Below are 18,475 nucleotides of genomic sequence, written 5' to 3'. Positions count from 1 at the left end.
GCCGCGAGGCGAAGGAGCGGGAATTGACGGGACCTGCGTCTCTACGCCGCGCGTCAGGGTCGATAGATCGCCACCGTGTTGGTGGGGCCGTTGACGCCGCCCATGACGACCAACTCGGAGCCGGTCCAGATGCCGAGCGGACGGTAGTGGCGCCCCGGAAGCGCGCCCTCGCTAGGCATGCAATGCCATGTGTCTGTGGCCGGATCGTACGAAGCCCCCGAAGCGCCGGTGCCCCAGACGATCACGCGATGGCCCGTCCATACGGTGAGGGGAAGCGTGCGCGCCGACGGTGCGCCCAAGGACGCTACTGGGCGCCACGTATCCGTCGCTGGGTTGTAGAGCGCACCGTCGCCGCGGTACTCCCCGTCGGCGCCGTGGCCACCCCATACGAACAGTTCGCTGCCGGTCCAGGCCATCCCGTGGCCCACGCGCGCGTCGGGCGCGCCCACACCGCTCATCTTGGACCAGCTGTTCGACGTGGTGTCGAAGATGAAGCCGTCGTTGACGTAGCCGCCAAGCGTGCCCGGCTTGGCGTCTCGGTTGCCGCCCCATACGGCGAGTCGCGAGCCGCCGATGGGCACGAGCGACGTCGAGGAGGCCTCCACGGCACCGGGCCCTGCCAGCGGTGAGACGGGCACGGACCTCAAGGCTGCATCCACGATCGTCCCCGTGGCCGCGGGTGAGAGCCAGAACCCGGAGCCCGACCATGTGACGGCCTTGGTGCCGACCGCGGCGAAGAGCGGCGCCACCGTCGCCGTGACGGAAGGCCCCTTCCACCAGGGCGTCCAGACATCGGTCACCGGATCGTAGGCGGCGCCCATGAGCGGTCCGCCCTTGGCGCCGTCGTAGGCGTGCACGAGCATCTTCGAGCCAGTCCACACCGACACCGGGTACCAGCCTCCTGTGGGCGCGTTCACCATCGAGATCTTTGTCCACGTCTTGGTGACCGGGTCGAATTGACCGCCCGAGAACGAGCCCGTCCCGCCGCCCCACGCAATGACGCGCTTGTTCCGCTCGGACCAGACGGCGGTCGTAGGGCCACCCGTCGTGCTGGCGCTCGAGCTGAAGACGGGCCCCTCTCCTTCCCCATGACGCCAGGTGCCCGCGGCGAGCGAATACGCGAAGTGGTAGCCGTCGTCGAACATCGACCGGCTCGGCGTGCCGTATTGAACACCACCGTGCACGACGACCTCGTCGCCCACCAACGCGGCGGCGTGCCAGCGGCGATCGCGGGGCGCGTCGGCCGTTGTCGCCGCCGACCACGTGTTCGCTTGGGCGTCGTAGATGGAGAGCTTCATTGCGCCAGAAGTGCCGTTGGGAACGACGACGAGCGTCGACCCCGCCACAAGGACCTTTTGGTCGGAGGTGGCGGTCGGGAGCCCCGAAGGGGGCGCTGCGCTCCAAGCGCCCGCCGTTGGGTCGAACGCGGCCTCGTTGCCTCCGAGCACCATGAGCCGGCCAGCGACGAAGCCGAGCGAAGCGAGTCGCCGCGGTGCCGGCGCGTTGACCGTCGGTAGGGGCGACCAAGTCATCGTCGCGAGATCGAGCCGCGCACCTTCCGAGTGAGCCGCTGCACCCCAGCCGCCGTGACCACCCCAGAGGTAGACGCTCCCGTCGCCGAACGCGCCGGCGCCGCAGCAACTCGCGGGCGGGGCGCCGAGCGAAGGCGTGGCCGTGAAGACGTCGGTGCGCGCGTCGTAGTCGGCACCGGTCCGGGTCGACGGGTTCCAAAGAAAGACGCCGTGCGCCGTGGGTACGTAGACGACGTAGGGATCGCCGCTGAGGGCGCGCTCGTGAACCCTCGTCTTGGCCGACGCGCGCCACTGGTTGGCCGTGAGATCGAACCGGTACGCTGCCCCGCCGCACATGATCAAAACGAGGGCTTCGGCTTCCAGGTAGCTCGCACTCTCGCAGTACGACACGTCGGGCCCGCCCTTTGGCAGCGGCGTTTCGACGCCGGACTTCGGATCGTAGAGCGACGCCCGCAGCACCGACGCGCTGTCGCCGTCATAGCCGCCGAAGAGAAACACGTTGGAGCCAACGGCGAGGGCCGTGTGATTGCTCCGAAGCTTCGATGGGAGCCGCTCCCAGGAGCCGTTGGCACACGACGGCGCCGTGACCGGCGGAAGGGCGGCGTCGACGGTCGGCACAGCCGCGTCGATGTAGCCGGGCGTCGCTGCGTCGACGATGCTGAGCGGCGCCGCGTCAACGGGCATGGCGCCGGCGTCGCGCTCCCAGGCCACGTCGGCGCGAATCGGCGGAGATGGTTCGGGGGTCACAGGCGTGATGACTTCGTCGGCGGCCACCGGCGCGAACGCGACGCAGCGGCCGCGGTAGAATTCGCCCTCGCGCGTGAGCTCGCACCGCGCTCCATGAGCGCAATCGGTGTCGCTCCGGCAACCGCGATCGCAGGACCCCGAAAGGACGCCGTCGCAACCCCGCTCGAAGGTGGCCGCCCCGTGAACCTCATCGACGCGCGCCGTCGCGCTTCCATCCGCGCTTTCGCAACCGAGATGAAGCGTCGCCGCGACGGCGAGGGTGAACGTGGATAGGAACGACTTGGTCATGGGACACAAGACGCGGGTGGCTCGGGCGCGATTCAGGGCCCGAGGCAGATGACTCGCACATGATCGGCGGGAGCATCCCTCGCAAGCGTTCGAGCTCGCTCACGAAGGAAGGGTGATCGGTGAGAGCATCGCGGCGAAGCGTCGCCAATCCGTGCAAAGCACAGGCAAAAGCCGGTACGTCGTCACCTATGCGCGCGCCGATCACTCCCTGTTCGCGAGGGCTTTTAGGCACGTAGCGGCGCGGCCCGCGGAGTGCAGTGACGTGGGTCATGGCCCAGCCCGCCGCGCTCTTCGACCTCGAGTCGTTTCTCGCTTCACTCCCGGACCTCCTCCCCCTTGGTCCTGACGACGAAGAAGAGGAGAGCGCGGCGGGCGGGCCATCTCTACCGGCGGCGGCGCGCATCGGCGATCCCGTCGGCCACGCCGGCGGTCGCGCCGGGGCCCACGGAGGCATCGTCGGCATCATCGCCGCCGTCGGCCGCAGCGCGCTGCCGGTCGTCGGAGCGCTCGTTGGATCTGCGCTGGGACACGGCAACGCGGGAGGCGGCGGACCTTCGAAGCACGGGCACGTTGGTGGCGGAGCGCGCGGCGCTGGCGGTGGCGGAGCGAGCGGTGGCGCTTCGAGCGGTTGCAGCACGATCGTGGCGGGCTCACCCAACGTCTTCATCGAAGGGAAGGCCGCCGCGCGCGCCAACGTCGACCCGAACGTTCACAAGCAGCCTCACGTGCTCATGGAGGGCAGCGCGACCGTGTACGTCAACGGTCAGCCGCTCTCGCGCGTCGGCGACGCGTCGCGCTGCAAGGGCGTCGTGGTGGCCGGCGCCGCCCGCACCTTCGTTGGGTCGTTGGGCGGCGGGGCAGCCGGCGCGCGAGAGACGATTCCGCCGCCGAGCGGGAGTCGTCCCGTCGCGCCGAAAGGAGGGCCCAGCGTCGAAGCTTTGATGCGAGGTGTCTCGGCGGCGCTCGACGTCGGCCGCGGCGCGATGCCCGCGGAGGTGGCTCGCGCCGTCGGCATGAGCGGTGCGTCGTGAGCGGCGACGCGGGAACGACAAACGCGGGGGAGCCAGGCATCGGCCACAACGGCGGACCTCGCATCGAGGAGCCGCTGGGTTGCACGACGTGCTCGGCCTCGAAACTTGATCCCGAGCTGAAGAAAGCCATTGACCGCTTGCAGGCCGGGGACGCCATTCGCCTGCCGCCAGGAGGCAAGAGCGGCCTGCTCGACTACCTGAGCCGCATGGGCGTCGAATACGGCATCTTCCGCGACGCGAAGGGACTCTACGTGACGACGCAACTGGACCGGGGCGGCGTGGATCCGCTCCGTCCCGGCGACAAGTTGCGGTTCCACAACCATCCGAGTGGCAACCCGGGCTCTACATATCACCCGGGAACGGAGACGATTCCGCCACGTTCAGACGCACGGGCGACGTACGCCTTTCCTGGGCACGCCTGACGACGGCGTCATGCGCAAGGCGATCCCGAGGGCCGAGGACTTCGCCAAGCTGGATCGATTCCTCGACGGGCTCGGCCCGAAGGACGCCGGTCCGTTGCCGCCACGCGAGCCAAGAGGGCGTCCGAGACGTGCACCACCGACATGCCCGGTTCCGAAGTGCGCGACGGCAGAGGTTGGCTCGTCTCCTGGGCCGGGGCCGAAGCGGCAGGCGCTGCACCGCTGCAAGGGCCGCCCAGCGAAGACATCGTGAAGCGCCGCGCCGCCCACAGCCGACGCCGTCGCTTCGCGCGGAACGACGGGCACTACTACGACGTACCGAGCTGGGCCGTCGACGCGGTGAAGCGTGCCTTCGCCAGCGAAGCGCGGAGCGCGTGGGAACGAAACGCCCAAGACGCGCGCGATTTTGCCGCCTACATCGCAGCCGAAAAGGCGGCGGGCCGGCCTGGCTCGATCCTCGAGTGGACCTACGCGTGGGAGCAGGCGCGCGAAGCGGATCGTCGACGTCGCGTCGCCGAGGTCGTCGAGCGCGAGCGCATCGCAAGGGGCCGATAGGCGCCGGCTGGCGACTCCACCGCGCCGTGGAGCACGACGCCGTCGTCACCGACGATCCACACGTCGGAGAAGTTGGTCCCCGAGATGCTCCAGAGGTCGCGGGCGCCGGCGGCCGTCTTCAAGATCGACACCCCGTCGCTGTCGGGTTTCTCGCGAAAGACGATGAGTCGGCCGCCGGTGCCCACGGCGAGAAAGTCGCGCTGGCTCGCGCCCCAAATGCCGTTGATGAATTGGTTGGCGCGAAGCGGATCGCTCCGTTCTTCGTGGAGGATCGACGTGGGGATCGGCTTACCGTTCGCGTCCTTCGCGCCTTTGAACCGCCAGAGGCCGTAGTAATTGGCGCCGATGATGACGTCGAGGGCGTCGCCCGGCGGTCCCCACACGGACCGAAACGAGCGCGTCTTGTCGACGTTCTCGGCGAAGGCCTTCCAGTTTTTGCCGTCGTAGCCGAACCAGCCGCCAGGCCCCGCCGCGGCGATGACGTGGCTTCGCGAGTTGCCGCCCACGGACGACATGATCGGCGCAAAGAGCGTGTTCGGCGCTCCCGCGATGGGATCGTTCTGCACGCCCTCCTTGAAGGGCGACCTCTCGTAACCGAAGTAGGCGACGCCGTCGTGGCCCGAGGCCATGCGAAACGTGCCCTCACCCCAGACGCTTCGAAGGCCGTGGGGAACCGTTGCAAGCTGCACCCATGTGCGATCCTTGCGCGTCTTGAGCATGATGACGCCGGTGTTCGTTTGCTTGAAGGTCCCGACAGCGTACATGTATTCGCCGTCGCCCCAGACGCCGTGGAGCTCTGAGCCGCCGACGACCGTCACGTTCCAGGAACCGTCGACGTAGTCGAGGATGGTCTCGTCGCCGACGATGGCCACGCGGTTCGGGCTGACAGCCCAAACGCCGCGATAGTTGACCATGGGCAGATCCGGCACCTGAAGGAGCCCCTTGGCGCGCTCGTCGGGCACGATCACATCGGGCGCGCCGGCGTCGACGAGCGCAGCGGCGTCGGTCTCCTCGGTGGCGCCGGCACGGAAGTCCGGACAGCCGGCGAGGGCGAGCACCGAGAGCGCGAGCAAGGCCGAAGAGCAGCGCGAAAGCATCGAAGGCCACCGATTGTAGGCGAACTCGAGGCGGAACGCGCAGGCGCGAGTCGGTCCGCCCAGGCGGGGCGCGTGGGGTCAAGGCTCGCCCCGTGGATCGCTGGCGATCGGTTTTGCGTGGTCCATCGCGGCTCAGCGGCCATAGGCGACATCGGCCCCGAACGGGGCGAACCGGGCCCGCTCGAACGCAGCCCCAAGACATTCCATCCGCGCGGCTCTCTTGACTGGAAAAAATCCGACGCAGGAGGAACACCGCGGGCGGCCCGGCCCTTGCCCCGTGAAGCCCATGCCGTCCACGGAAACGCCTACCCGCGAAGCGTACAACTCAGGCCTCATCGATCTGATCGCCATCGATCGAGACGCTCGGGCCTCCCAGAAGAAGGCCGAGGAAGCCGCCGCCGCGGAGCGTTTCAAGTCGTCCACACCGCCGCCGGTCGTGCTCGCGCCGTACGGCGGCGCCAAGGCGAGCGAGGACGTCGACGACTTCGCGCTCGCGATGCAGAGCCCTTGGCAGAAGATGTCGCGCGCGAAGAAAGCGCTCGCGGTGGCCGGTGCGTTGGGTCTCGCCCTTGGGATGCTGGCCCTCGCGACGAGTGGTGGTGACAGCACGGCGAAGACGACGGCGGCCAAGAGCGAGCCGATGGCGACGGCCGTCGCGGCGCCGCCGCCACCACCACCGCCGCCCGCGCCGGCCCCCACGACGGAGGCGAGCGTCGCGAAGGTGGCTCCCGCGCCGATGGCGGCGCCGCCGCCGGTGAAGAGCGGAGCGAAAGCCGGACCGAAAAAGGCGCGAGGCGGCGGACCGAAGCTCGTCAAGGTCCAGAGCGGCGGCGTGAGTTAGACGTCACTCGGTGGGCGCGTGCCGACGCCCTACGGACTCACGAAGTGCATGCTGCTCAGTTCGTAGCGCTTCCGGTCGGCGCAGAAGCGCTTCACGTCGGCGACGGTCTTGGCCGTGTCCTCGGCCGGGTATTGCTTTGCCTTCGGATCGCCGCTCGTGTCGTAGAACCACTCGACGACCAGCGAGCCGTCTTCGTTGGTGGCGTCTTGGGCGCAGCCGCCGAGCGCCTTCTCGCGGGGGCACGTCCCGTCGACGTATTTTCCCGCGAGACGGTTCTGGCAGTCTTCACGAAACTCGCGCAGCGCCACCGTCTCGATGATCTCCTGGCAGAAGGGCTTGGGCTTCTGCACGACGGCGCGCCGATCGCAGCTTCCGATCTCGCCGGCGCCGACGACGCCGCACGCCGATGCGCTCGCCCCGAAGAGCGCCAGCGCAGCCGTGAGTACGACGTTGCGAAAGGGGGGGAGCGTCATCGCGGCGGAGCAAGCACGGCGTGTGCCGTCACTATTCTGTCACACGGCGCGCACGATTCAGGCATCGGGTCGACAAAACGCAGGCACGGCGACGCGCCGGCGATCATGCCCGCGGCACGGGTTGGCACGAGGGAAAGCGCGCGGACCCCATGAAGGAGGATAGGATGTCGCTCCCGCTATGGAACCGACGACACCGGTCCCCCTTCCCGTCACCACCAGCGCGGAGCGTCCCTCTCCTTCCGTTCCGCCAGCGCCCATTTCCTCGGGGTCAGCGATTCCCGGCGGTTCGATGGCGCCTCAGCCGTCGAGCCTAGGACCGCTCAACCCCGAGGACCTGCACTCGCCGGCGCTCTACCTGAACCGCGAGCTGTCGTGGATCGAGTTCAACGCCCGCGTCTTGGCGGAGGCCGACAACGAGAGCGTTCCCCTCCTCGAGCGCCTCAAGTTCCACGCCATCGCGGCGTCGAACCTCGACGAGTTCTTCATGGTGCGCGTGGCCGGGCTCAAGCAGCAGCTCTCCGGCGAGGTCGGAGACATCCCGCCAGACGGCATGACCCCCGCCGAGCAGCTCGCGGCGATCTCGCAGCGCGTGCACGAGCTCGTGGCGCATCAGACAGCTTCTCTCCAGGTGAACCTGCTGCCAAAGCTCGCGGAGCAAGGGATCCTGCTCGCGAAGCCTGAAGAGCTGATGCCGGAGCAACGCGCGCAGCTCGACGCGTACTTCCAGAACGACGTCTTTCCTATCTTGACGCCCATCGCCATCGACCCGGGGCACCCGTTCCCGCACCTCCGCAACAAGAGCCTCAACCTCGGCGTCATGCTGCAGCGCGACGGAGACCGCGAGGCCGGCTTCGGCGTCGTGCAGGTCCCGATGATGTTGCCGCGCTTGCTCGAGGTGTCGGGCGCGCGCATGCCCGACGGCTCGGCGGCCCGGCGTTGCTTCGTGCTGCTCGACGACCTCGTCGCGCGGCACGTCGGTGCCATTTTTCCGGGCGTGCGCTTGCAAGGCGTCTACGCGTTTCGCGTCATGCGCAACTTCGACCTCGAGATCGACGAGGAAGAAGCCGAGGACCTCTTGCAGACCATCCAGCAGGAGCTCCGAAGGCGCGAGCGCGGCGGTGCCGTTCGCCTCGAGGTCGCCGGCGAGCCGACACCGCAGTCGCTCTCGAAGCTCGTCAAGGCGCTGAAGCTTGATCCCGAGCGAGACGTCTACCGCACCAAGGGCATGCTCAACGTCGCCGACCTCATGCAGATGGTCGGCCACGAGGATCGGCGCGAGCTGCGCGACGAGCCCTTCGTCCCACAGGCGATCCCTGCCTTTCGCGACGCGGATGATCCCTTCACGGTGATCCGTGAAGGCGACGTGCTCCTCAATCATCCCTACGAGTCGTTCGACGTCGTCGTCGACTTCATCGCCCGCGCCGCCGACGACCCCGACGTGCTGGCCATCAAGCAGACGCTGTACCGGGCCGGCGGCGATTCGCCCATCGTGAAGGCGCTGGCGCGCGCCGCCGAAGCCGGCAAACAGGTGACGGCCATCGTGGAGCTCAAAGCGCGCTTCGACGAAGAGTCGAACATCGTTTGGGCGCGAACCCTCGAGCAGTCGGGCGTGCACGTGGTCTACGGCTTGATGGGCCTCAAGACCCACGCGAAGTGTTTGCTCGTCGTGCGGCGCGAGAAGGGAAAGCTGAGGCGCTACGTGCACCTCTCGACGGGCAACTACAACCCGTCGACGGCCCGTCTCTACACCGACATCTCGCTCTTCTCGGCCAAGCCCCAGCTCTGCGAGGACGCGTCTTCGCTCTTCAACCTGCTCACGGGTTACAGCGCGCCGCCGCGATGGAACACGCTCATCGTGGCGCCGCTTGGCCTCCACGAAGCGATCTTGGGCCTCATCCAGCGAGAAACGGACCACGCACGCGCGGGAAGACCGGCGCGCATCGTGGCCAAGATGAACGCGCTCGTCGACGCCGACGTCATCGAGGCGCTCTATCGAGCGTCGCAGGCGGGCGTGAAGATCACGCTCTTGGTCCGAGGCATCTGCTGCCTAAGGCCCGGCGTTCGCGGCGTGAGCGACACCATCGAAGTGCGCGCCCTGGTTGACCGCTTTCTTGAGCACGCACGGGTCTTCCACTTTCAGAATGGGGGCCGCGACGAGGTCTACATCGGCAGCGCCGACTGGATGCCGCGAAACTTCCATCGCCGCGTCGAGATCGTGCTTCCCGTGGAGGAAGAGAAGCAGCGCTCTCGACTCATCGAGATGCTGCAGCTCCAGTGCACCGACAACGTGAAAGCCTGGGCGCTGACGACCGAGGGCACCTACGTGCGCGTGCCGGCAGGTCCGGCGCCGCCGGTGCGCAGCCAAGCGCGCTTCATGGAGCTCGCGCGTGACAAGGTGAAGGCGGCCGACAGCTTGCCGCGCAATTCGAACCGCTTCCAACTCGTCCCGATGCGCCCGCCCCCGGCGCCGCTCGACGACACCAGACCGACGCGGCGGCGCCGCGAGCCTCCGAAGAAGGCGTGACGCGACGGATTTACGGCGCGACCTTCGGTTAGGCACGGGCGTTGCTGGTGGGGAGGCGTGCGCGAACGTCGCCTCGCTCTTCACTTCGTTTGCCTCACGCTAACCGCCTGCGGTGCGGCGCGTGACGCGGAGACCTCGGCGGCAGAAGACGCCATCGTCGGCGACGCTCGCGCCGACCACGAGCGCCCTGAGGTCGTGAACCTCGACGTGGAGAAGGACGGGGCGTTGTTCACGTGCACCGGCACCCTCGTGGGACGGCGCACGGTCCTCACAGCGCGCCACTGCATCCTCGGGCGCGTCGACGCCGCGGGAGCGTGCCCCGTCACGGCCCTCGTGGATCGCTTGGGGCGGGGAACGCTTGACCCATCGGTCGAGCGTTACGCAGCCATCCGCTGCGACGTCCGCGACACCGGCGCGCTGCTGGAGTCGCGCGAGGACTTGGCGACGCTGAGGCTCGACCGTGCCGTCGTTGGGGCAAGCCCCGTCTCGTTGGCGAAGAACGACGCGCCGAGTGGCCGCTACACGGTCTACGGATACGGCTCCTTCGGCCGCGGCCCATCCATCGGAACGAGCTGCGAGCACCGCGGCGACGGGCACAAGCGATCGGCCCACTACGTCGGGTCGCTGTTCTTCCGCTTCGGTCAGGCGACCTGTCCTGGCGATTCCGGCGGGCCGCATTTCGTCGAAGGGACGTCGGTGCTCGCCGGGGTGACGAGCGCCGGCGGCTCGCTCTTGGCGGCCTACGAAGTGAACACAGAGGTGGCGCCGCACCGCGCGTGGATCTTGGAGCGTATCGCCGCGTACGGCGACGCGCCCGCTCCGTAGCCCCCTAACCCGGCGCGACGAGGCTGCGGGAGAGGTCAGCGCGGCGGCGGATGCAGGATACGGAGCTCCATTTCGGCCCTGTCAGCCTCCGTGTCCCGTCCGAGCGTCCGCAGGGCGCGCACCTCGAGCGTGAGCGCTTCGCGCTCGAGCTGACCGTGAAGCTCCCGCGCCTTCCGCGCCCGCGCTAGCCCCCGCTCGCCGTCGCCACTGAGCAGCGCTTGCCGCGCATCCACCACCAAGGCCACCTCGCGACTCAGCACGTCCACGACGGTCGCCTTCGGCGTCGGTGGAAGGAGACGCGCGCGCTCGCCTTCGGCGACGGCAGTTGTGAGCGGCGCCAGCACCGACGGCGAACGCTCGCCACTCTGCGTTTCATGCGAAAGCGCCACGGGAACCGTTTCTTCGAGCGTCGGCGCGGGACGAAGGGCCACGAGGACCAAGACCGCCGTGAGGACGCTGCCCAGTCCACCGCCCAAGAGGCCAGCCTTGAGCACCGCCGAGGAGGCGACCTTCGCGGCCCCGGTCCCCGCGAGAGTGGGCCCGCCGAGACTCGCGGCCGCAGACGCTCCGGCCGACTGTGTCGGGCTAGCGGCCTCTACGAGCCGCGTGCCGGAGAGAGCAGCGACCGGCAGCGCGAGCCCGAGCTGCGATTCGAGGTTGCCCCACATCGCGTCACGCTTCGGCTTGGACGGTGCGTCGCCGCGAGCGGCGGCGAGTAGCGCGCGCGTTTCGTTCGACGTCATCGTGCCACCGCCTTTTGCCTAGCCGCCTGGCTCACGGCGTCGCCGCGGAGTGCCAGCTCGAGCTCGGCTCGTCCAACGCGGAGGCGCGAATAGACGGTGTTGACCGGCAACTCGAGGATCGCCGCAATCTCGGGGGCGCTCATCTCCTCAATCTCGTGCAGGACCAAGACGGCGCGACGGCCCACGTCGATGGTCGAAAGCGCGCGGTCGAGTTTCTCGAGGGCCTGGCGCCGCTGCGCCACGTCGCAAGGGTCTTCCGCGCGCGAGGCCAACTCCGTGCCCGGGTCCGTGCCGACCTCTGCCGCCGCGTCTTCGGGGTGGCGACGCCGATGCCGTCGCGCCTCCGAGGCAACGCGGAGCAGGATTTGGTAGAGCCACGCACGGGCACCAAAGCCGCGATCTTCGAAGGTGTCGAGGCGGCGAAACGCTACGAGAAAGACCTCCTGCGTTCGGTCATCCAGATCGGCAGGCGCCACACCCAAGCGGCTCAGGTTGCGCCACACGAAGTCGACGTTCTGCTCGTAGAGCGAACGAAAGTCGACGGGCTCACCAGCGACGCGAACGCCACTTGGAGCGGGTGCGAGGACGACCGGTCCGGCCGCAGCGGCCGTCGTCTCGTCCAACGCGTCGTCGGTGAGCAGGTCCGTCAAGGCGCCCTCCAGGTGAGCCCGAGATCACCGCGCACCGCGACAAGCAGGCCATCGACGTTGGGCCGCTCCGCGGCGGGGCCGCCGACAGGCACCGAGAAGCCGCCGCCCAAATCGAGAGCGAAGGCCCGCGACAGATCGCCGTGGATGGTGACGGAGGGACCGAAGGCGCCGTAGACCTCGCGGGCCAAGAGGCCCACTTCGCCGCCGGCGCAGAGATCGAGCACCATGCCGCGAAAGCGCGCGTAGCGACCGGGCACGCGACGGCAGCCATCCATGCGGTATCCGACCGCGAGCGTCGGGTTCACGGCAGCCGAATAGGCGAAGGCCGCACCGCGTGCGACGAACGTGTCGCCCAGGCCAACGGTGACGCCGGCGACGCCCCCTACGAGCGTGGCCCGCGACAAATTGCTAAGAACCGACGAGAGCACGTGAAACTCCGGCCCCGACGGCTCCGCGATGCGGCGCCCGTCGCGATCCACGTCAAAGGGGACGTCGAGCCCGCCGCTGGGTGGCAGCGCCTCCACGGCAACGGGCACACCCTTCGGGGCTTCCGGGGAGCGCGGCGCGGGGGTCTCGAGCGGTGGCGCCGCCCTTGACGGAGCAGGCTCGGCCTCAGCCCAGTCATCCATCCGAACCGAGATCCACGCGCCCATGGCGCGTGCAAGGGGCGCGCAGTCCTTCCCCGCCGTCGCAAATGTGCGCTTCTCGGTCGCGCCATTCGGAAGGCGCAGCGCCGCTGCCGCGTCGAGGCCTGCCCGCGAGGGGGAAACGGTGACTCGCACGTGAACACCGCGCGCGAGGGCGAGCGACGCCCCCGCTTCAAAGACGGATGCCGCCTGCGCCGCGTCCCGGCAGACCTCGACCCTGTCTACGACAACCGGCGGTGCGTCCAAGTAACCTCCTCGGGCGAATGGCCAGCCTGAAGCAAGTCCGTCACCAAAAAGGTCTCGCGCCGGTCTCGTCGAACACCGAGGAAACTGGCCTCGGCACACATGGGAGCCGAGCCGTCTCGGGTCCATCTGCGACGCCTCGACGCAACACCGCATGGAACGGGCGCCGGGGGCGATTCCTTGGGCGATACTGGCGTGCATGAGCCTGAAATCGCCCGACTGGGACGTGCCGCCGCTTCGCTCGGCGAAGTTGGCAGAGTTCCTTCCGGCCCCGCGCGACGGCGTCCTGCCCGAGGGCTTCTTCTCTACGAGCAACCTTCCGACGTACGTGCGCCTGGAGGCCGGTTGGACGCTCGCCGAGCGACCGCGCATGGACGCGGCGCTCGTCTTGCGAGGAGCACGCGTCGAGACGTTGGAGGGCCGCTTGGTCCGTGAGAACGATCGCGTCGTGGTCGCCATAGCCGAAGACGGCAGCGAGGGCGTGTTCGTCCACTCGGAGGCCTTCTTGAGCGGCGATGGGGGCGCCGGAGGCGAGTTTCAGTTCATGGGCTCCGACGTAAGCCGCGAGCGACCCGTCGACTACGCGGCCATCGCAGCTCACCTCGTGCGCGAGCGCACCTCGGGGCACATCGTATGGGTCCTCGGGCCCGCCGTTGTTCACGCGCGCGCGCGCGCCGACATGGTCTGGCTCGTCGAACGCGGGTTCGTGCACGCCGTGATGGCGGGCAACGCCGTGGCCGTGCACGACATCGAGGCTTCGCTCTTTGGAACGACGCTCGGAATGGACGGACGGGGCGTGCCACAACGCGGCGGGCACGCGCTCCACATGCGCGCCATCAACAAGGTCCGAGAGGCCGGCTCCGTCGAAAGCGCCGTCGGTAGCGGCGCCGTTTCATCGGGAATCATGCATGCGCTCGTCAGGCACAACGTCCCCTACGTGCTCGCCGGCTCCATTCGCGACGACGGCCCGTTGCCGGGCGTCTTGACTGACGCCCTCGCGGCACAAGAAGCGATGCGCGCCCACGCCGAACGAGCCACCTGCGTGGTGATGGTCGCGAGCGCACTCCACTCCATCGCCTTCGGCAACATGCTGCCGGCGTTCCAGAAGCGAGGGTCCGAGGACGGGACGGCGACGCTTGAGCCGATCGTGACGGTCGCCGTCGACCAGACGGAGTTCGTCGTCCGTAAGCTCAAGGACCGCGGCACGCACCAGGCCTACGCCGTCGTGACGAACGCGCAGGATTTCGTTCACGTGCTCCGCTCCTACCTACCGACCGGATGACGCGGGCACCGCACCAACGGCTGCTCGCTCCCGAGAGGGCGCGCCCTCGACGGGAGCACGGAAGCCCGCCCCTAAGCTTCTGCTCAATGGCAAACCGCGATAGAGTCGAACCGTGATTGGGGGTGCCAACCGCGGCGAGCTGGCCATGACGGCCTTCATCTTCGGCCTCATCTATGGGGCCGCCTTCCTCGCGCGCCTCGGGAAGCACCTCGACCGCTGGCTCGCAGACCGACGGAGCCGCGAGCGCTGATCATGGGCGGGGACAAAGATCCGAGCGAGCCGCCGGCAGCAGCGGCCCCCGCGTTCCCTTCGCTACCGCCGCCACCACCACCGAGCGTGGTGCCGCGGGTCGCGATCTTCATCAGCGACCCCTCGGCGGAAGCCGAACACGTCGCCGCGAGCCTACGAGGCCACGGCTACCTCGTCGTCGACGTTCCACTCTCGATGCTCGTCGCGCGCGTCGCCGTCCAACGGCCGCGCATCGTGCTCGTCGACGCGGACGCCGACGGCGCCTACGCGGCCGTCTTGCGCATGCGTGAGCTACCCGACGCCGACGCCGTCGACGTCTTGTTCCTCGGCCGAACGACCGAACCGTCCGCCGATTCGATGGAAGATGCAGGCAATTTTTTTGCGCGCCCCGTCGACGTCGGCGATCTCATCCAGCGCATCGAGACGTTGACCAGTGAGGATGTGTCGTTCAAGCCCAGCGCGCCACCGGTCGTCGGCGCGCCCATGGTGCCGCCTGGCATTCTGCCGTCGCCAAGCATGAGGCTCGACCGACCGAGCGTGCCGCCGCCGCCGTCGCGTTCGTTTCACAGCCAGCCGCCGCCAAGCGCCGGGTCGATGGCCCGTCGCGCGGCCGGCGGCGCCCTTAGCAACGAGTTGCTCGACTTGCTCGCCGACGCGGAGGAGCGCGCCAAGGCCCGCGGGAGCAGCGACTCGACGGCCCCGACCCCCGAAGAAGAGATCGAGGCGGTCTTGCCGACGGACCTCTTGGCGGCCCTCGACGAACCGCTGGAGGAGCCGGAGCCCGTCGAGGAGGAAGAGCGCGGACGCCAGACGACGTCGTCGGGCGGGCGTCGCGCCACGACCGGCAACGAAGCGCGAGCCGAAGCGGCGCCCCCACACGAAGCGGTGCCCGCGGCAGAGATGTCACAGCCGCCGACGGTGCCGCCGCCGCGACGCGACTCGACCCCACCGGGCGCGCGCGACGAGCCACCCGCGACGGTGTCGCCAGCGAGCATTTTTGCGAGCACCATGAGCGGCGAATCTTTGGGCCACGTCTTTGGCCCAACGCCAACGACCGACGCCGGCACACAGGGCACGGGGACCGACGGCGGGACCAAGACCGACGACCGTCAAGAGCGCGCGCGAACGTCGCCGGGCCCCTCTCTCTCGCCCACGGGCATCGGGTCGATGCCGCCCTTGACCTCACCGGGCGCGTCGCGACCGGCCCCACCGACGTTTTTCTCATCGCCGCAGTCGGGCGCCGGACCCCGATGCGAGCGCAAACGACCCTCAAGCGCTCGCGATGACCCAGACCGGCGCGGTGGCAGCGTTCACGCAGACCGGGGCCACGGCGGCCTTCGCGCAGACCGCCGCTCAACCGACGGTCGCCGTAGCGGGCCAGGCGGGGAGCTTTCCCGCGCCCTCCTTGACGAGCGCCGCGCCAACCCCGGCGGAGGCGGTGCTCGGCCCCGGCGACGCGCTCGATGTCCTTGCGCGCGCCATCGCCACGCGGGTCTCCGGCTCGCTCTCCTTCGAGGCCGATGGTGGCCTCCGGCGCGTTGTGGTCCGCGAGGGCGACTTGATCACCTGCGCATCGAGCCTCGCCGACGAGAGCCTCTTGGCGTTCCTCGAGGGGCGCGGCGATCTCCCAAAGGAGAAAGCGGAGGGCCTCGCGGGACGCGTGCCTCCCTTCGGGCGGCACGCTGGCGCCGCGTTGGTAGCCCACGGCATCTTGCGACAAGACCAACTGTGGCCCATCTTGCGAGCTCACGCCGAGTGGATCCTCGGCAGGTCGCTTCGCATCGCGCAAGGCGTGTTCGTGCGAGAGCCGGAGCCGCCGGGGCGACTCAAAGGCGAGCCGAGCGTGTTCGGCGGCTCGACGGGCGCCGAGGTTCTCGTCGAGGTGGTGCGCCGCGTCGTGCCGGTCGACGACGCAACCCGTCGCCTCGGCGGGGCTGCGACCACCTTCGCGGGCGGCGCCAACGAAGCGCTCTTGGTGGAGTGCGCACTCGACGAACGAGAGACGCATATCGCTCGCAGCGCGCTCGGGCGCCGCCTCGACGACCTCGTCTCGGCACACGGGAGCGACACGCCCGCGTTGCTCTTCGCGCTGTCGGTGATGCGTGTGCTTGAGCCGGTGAGGGCGTTGCCCCTGCCCGTCGGCGTCAGCGCCGACGCGCGAGGAAACGATCCCCTCGATGAAGACGCCATCGTCGCGAAGATCGAAGCGCGCCTCGCGCTCGTCGAAGAGGGAGACTACTTTTCGATCCTCGGCGTCCCGCGCGCGGCCACCGGCTACGAGATTCGGCGCGCGTTCCTGGAGCTGCGTCGAACGTTCGAGCCCGCACGCCTCTTGACGCCGAGTCTTTCGCACCTTGCGTCGGAGGTCTCGAAGATCACCACCGTCATCGAAGAGGCGTTCGACATCCTCCGCGACGACGTGCGCCGAGAACGTTACCGGCGCGCCATCGAGGCGCGGCCTGCCGGTCTCTGACGCGAACGACGGAAGGCGGTCTCCTGCCGCCCGAACCGTGGGAAGCGGGACCTACTTGAGACAAATGGCCTCCGGGGTCTGCCTGCCAGCGGACACCGAGTTTCATCAATGGTTACGAACACTTTAGTGGCGTAGGCAGCTACCGCACAGAGAGCTCAACATTCCGTCACCGATGTAGCTTTACGTCGCCACCGCAATTCTTCTTGTTTGGGTGGATTCCGAATGCTGATGTGAAGCCTCGGGTGCGGCGGCGGCGCGCTCGAGCCCAGGAGGTATTCGAGTGCGAAACGGAGCGGCTTCTCGCGGACGACCGGACGGATTCCGAGCCCCCAACCCGTCGGAGAGCGGCGAACGACTCGCGCCGCGACCGCGCTCCCAGGCCGCGAACGAGTACGAGGGCGAGGTCTCCGATCGCGATTGCACCATGGCGATGCCGGCCGGGTACGAGGCCTTCGGGAGCACCGCCCCGCCCCGCACGTCGCGACCGGCGACGGACACAGACACCACCGTGGTGCGCGGTCGTGGCGACCCCGTCGCCGCCGCGCCAACACCAGCGCCGCGCCGCTCGGCGCCGTCGATCGACGAGATCGAGGCGAACATTAGCCGCGAGCTTCGCCGCAGCCGCCCATCGTTGAACGACGCTCACGAGCTCCGCGAAGCGCGTCCCGTGGCGTCGGCCTCGGTGAGGCCGCCGGCGCCGGCGCCTTTGCCACCGCGCGACATGACGCGTGTTCGACCGATGGATACGGCTCCCGCCATGCGCCCCGTGTCGCGGCCCGCCGCGGCCGAGGTGGCCCCGCCACCGGCGGCGCCGCGCATGTCGATCCCGTCGGCCGGTGAAATCAATCGGCAGGTGCGTGCGAAGCAGAACCGAACCAAGTGGCTCTGGGGCGGAGCCGTCGCGGCCATGACGTTCGCCGGCGCCTCGCTCGTCGTGCTGCTCCTTCGCGGCAGCGCTGCCGAGCGCCCCATCGCGCCCGTGAGCGCACCCTTGCCGCTCGCAGCCGCCATCGCCGCGGCGGCGCCGCCGCCGGCCGCCGTGAAGCCCACGCCCGTCGCGATCACGATGCCTGCCGCGCCTCCCGCTAAGGTGCCTCAAGCGGCGGCGCCTCAGGTGCAGCCGGCAACGCCCGGAGCAGCAAAGTCCAGCGCGCCGTCGTTCCGCGCGCCGAGCCGGTTCGAGCCGCCGGCGCGACCGGCGGCCGTGAAGAAGCCCGCCGACAACAACTCGAAGGCCTTCGAGCTGGCGCAGCAGCAACTCGAAGCCACGCTCTGATCCGTTTGGCTAGCTCGCGCGCTCGCCTGCGCTAGCGCCCGCCTCCGGTCTCGCGACGAAGCTCCGAGAGGGCCTCGGTGTACGGTCTCGCGCGGCGCTCGGCGAAGCCATCGATGAGCAGGCCTACGCCGCCGAAGAAGACGAGCGCGATGCCGACGCCGTTGGCGAGCTCATGGCGGACTGCAAAGCGAAGCAACAGCCCGAGGAGCGCAAAGACGGTCCAGGTCGCCAGGTAGACGGGCCAATTCGCGTTGACCTTTTCCATGCGGGCGCCCTCCTTCACGGCGAAGGCCGCCCGATCGGTGTCGAATTCCTTGTGCAGCGTCGTCACCTGACTCGCTGTCCGAAATCCCACGCCGCCGCCGACGGCCGATAGCACGAGGCCGAGCACGACGAAGACGCCGGCGACGCCCACCACGAACGACGAACGCTCGGCGGCGAGGACGGCGGCGGCGAACGCCAAACACGCGAGACCGAGCGGCAAGATGAAGTAGAGGCTCTCGGCGCGCTCGCCGCGGAAGTACGTGTCGAGAATTTCCAGGAACGGCATGGCTCGATTCGAGCGCTTGCTCGAGCGAAG

At 69.2% G+C, this 18,475-nt stretch carries 18 protein-coding genes; 10 read left to right on the top strand and 8 right to left on the bottom strand.

Annotated features, from left to right (window positions below):
- Positions 1-53 precede the first annotated feature (53 nt).
- Positions 54-2,567, bottom strand: coding sequence for a hypothetical protein (locus tag IPG50_35665; GenBank protein ID MBK6697485.1), 2,514 nt, complete (start codon positions 2,565-2,567; stop codon positions 54-56).
- 269 nt (positions 2,568-2,836) lie between these two features.
- Between IPG50_35665 and IPG50_35660 the strand changes: the two genes are divergently transcribed.
- From IPG50_35660 to IPG50_35650, 3 genes are all read left to right on the top strand, one after another.
- The gene (locus IPG50_35660) at positions 2,837-3,598 is read left to right on the top strand and encodes a PAAR domain-containing protein (GenBank protein MBK6697484.1); all 762 of its coding nucleotides are present in this window, start codon (positions 2,837-2,839) and stop codon (positions 3,596-3,598) included.
- Positions 3,595-4,020, top strand: coding sequence for a hypothetical protein (locus tag IPG50_35655; GenBank protein MBK6697483.1), 426 nt, complete (start codon positions 3,595-3,597; stop codon positions 4,018-4,020). Before IPG50_35660 ends, IPG50_35655 begins: the two co-directional genes overlap by 4 nt.
- Positions 4,021-4,161: 141 nt before the next feature.
- Positions 4,162-4,572: a hypothetical protein gene (locus IPG50_35650; protein ID MBK6697482.1), complete on the top strand. Its 411-nt coding sequence runs from the start codon at positions 4,162-4,164 to the stop codon at positions 4,570-4,572.
- On the opposite strand, the gene IPG50_35645 is transcribed toward IPG50_35650, so the two are convergent.
- On the bottom strand, positions 4,485-5,669 hold the full coding sequence (locus tag IPG50_35645; protein ID MBK6697481.1) for a hypothetical protein: 1,185 nt from the start codon (positions 5,667-5,669) through the stop codon (positions 4,485-4,487). The genes IPG50_35650 and IPG50_35645 overlap by 88 nt on opposite strands.
- Before the next feature lie 286 nt (positions 5,670-5,955).
- Here IPG50_35645 and IPG50_35640 point away from each other — a divergent pair, with 286 nt between their 5' ends.
- Positions 5,956-6,510, top strand: a complete 555-nt coding sequence (locus tag IPG50_35640) for a hypothetical protein (GenBank protein ID MBK6697480.1) — start codon at positions 5,956-5,958, stop codon at positions 6,508-6,510.
- Between the two features lie 29 nt (positions 6,511-6,539).
- Here the strand turns inward: IPG50_35640 and IPG50_35635 are convergent, their stop codons facing one another.
- A complete protein-coding gene (locus tag IPG50_35635; GenBank protein ID MBK6697479.1) occupies positions 6,540-6,983 on the bottom strand; it encodes a hypothetical protein in 444 nt (147 codons plus the stop codon).
- 178 nt (positions 6,984-7,161) lie between these two features.
- On the opposite strand from IPG50_35635, the gene ppk1 reads away from it, so the two are divergent.
- Positions 7,162-9,507 (top strand): polyphosphate kinase 1, encoded by a 2,346-nt coding sequence (gene ppk1, locus IPG50_35630; protein MBK6697478.1) that lies wholly within the window; start codon positions 7,162-7,164, stop codon positions 9,505-9,507.
- 57 nt (positions 9,508-9,564) lie between these two features.
- Positions 9,565-10,332, top strand: a complete 768-nt coding sequence (locus IPG50_35625) for a trypsin-like serine protease (GenBank protein MBK6697477.1) — start codon at positions 9,565-9,567, stop codon at positions 10,330-10,332.
- A 35-nt stretch (positions 10,333-10,367) separates the two neighbouring features.
- Here the strand turns inward: IPG50_35625 and IPG50_35620 are convergent, their stop codons facing one another.
- Genes IPG50_35620 through IPG50_35610 form a run of 3 tightly spaced genes read right to left on the bottom strand, consistent with a single transcriptional unit; the run spans position 10,368 to position 12,618 of the window.
- A complete protein-coding gene (locus tag IPG50_35620) occupies positions 10,368-11,075 on the bottom strand; it encodes a hypothetical protein (protein MBK6697476.1) in 708 nt (235 codons plus the stop codon).
- Positions 11,072-11,725, bottom strand: a complete 654-nt coding sequence (locus IPG50_35615; protein ID MBK6697475.1) for a sigma-70 family RNA polymerase sigma factor — start codon at positions 11,723-11,725, stop codon at positions 11,072-11,074. Before IPG50_35615 ends, IPG50_35620 begins: the two co-directional genes overlap by 4 nt.
- Entirely contained in the window at positions 11,722-12,618 is an 897-nt protein-coding gene (locus IPG50_35610) for a hypothetical protein (protein ID MBK6697474.1), read from the bottom strand. The genes IPG50_35615 and IPG50_35610 overlap by 4 nt, the downstream gene beginning before the upstream one ends.
- 196 nt (positions 12,619-12,814) lie before the next feature.
- Between IPG50_35610 and IPG50_35605 the strand changes: the two genes are divergently transcribed.
- Both IPG50_35605 and IPG50_35600 read left to right on the top strand, forming a co-directional pair.
- Complete coding sequence (locus IPG50_35605; GenBank protein MBK6697473.1) at positions 12,815-13,897, top strand: hypothetical protein; 1,083 nt, start codon at positions 12,815-12,817, stop codon at positions 13,895-13,897.
- 112 nt (positions 13,898-14,009) lie between these two features.
- Entirely contained in the window at positions 14,010-14,147 is a 138-nt protein-coding gene (locus tag IPG50_35600; protein ID MBK6697472.1) for a hypothetical protein, read from the top strand.
- A 562-nt stretch (positions 14,148-14,709) separates the two neighbouring features.
- Here the strand turns inward: IPG50_35600 and IPG50_35595 are convergent.
- Positions 14,710-15,156 (bottom strand): hypothetical protein, encoded by a 447-nt coding sequence (locus IPG50_35595; GenBank protein MBK6697471.1) that lies wholly within the window; start codon positions 15,154-15,156, stop codon positions 14,710-14,712.
- 272 nt (positions 15,157-15,428) lie between these two features.
- Between IPG50_35595 and IPG50_35590 the strand changes: the two genes are divergently transcribed.
- Entirely contained in the window at positions 15,429-16,619 is a 1,191-nt protein-coding gene (locus IPG50_35590) for a hypothetical protein (protein MBK6697470.1), read from the top strand.
- A gap of 280 nt (positions 16,620-16,899) precedes the next feature.
- Positions 16,900-17,895 (top strand): hypothetical protein, encoded by a 996-nt coding sequence (locus tag IPG50_35585; protein MBK6697469.1) that lies wholly within the window; start codon positions 16,900-16,902, stop codon positions 17,893-17,895.
- A gap of 31 nt (positions 17,896-17,926) precedes the next feature.
- Here the strand turns inward: IPG50_35585 and IPG50_35580 are convergent, their stop codons facing one another.
- Positions 17,927-18,445, bottom strand: coding sequence for a hypothetical protein (locus IPG50_35580; GenBank protein ID MBK6697468.1), 519 nt, complete (start codon positions 18,443-18,445; stop codon positions 17,927-17,929).
- Positions 18,446-18,475 lie beyond the last annotated feature (30 nt).

Source organism: Myxococcales bacterium, assembly GCA_016703425.1.
Classification (GTDB): domain Bacteria; phylum Myxococcota_A; class Polyangia; order Polyangiales; family Polyangiaceae; genus JADJCA01.
The sequence above is the reverse complement of the archived record's forward strand: the minus strand, read 5'-3'. Positions and strand labels throughout refer to the sequence as shown.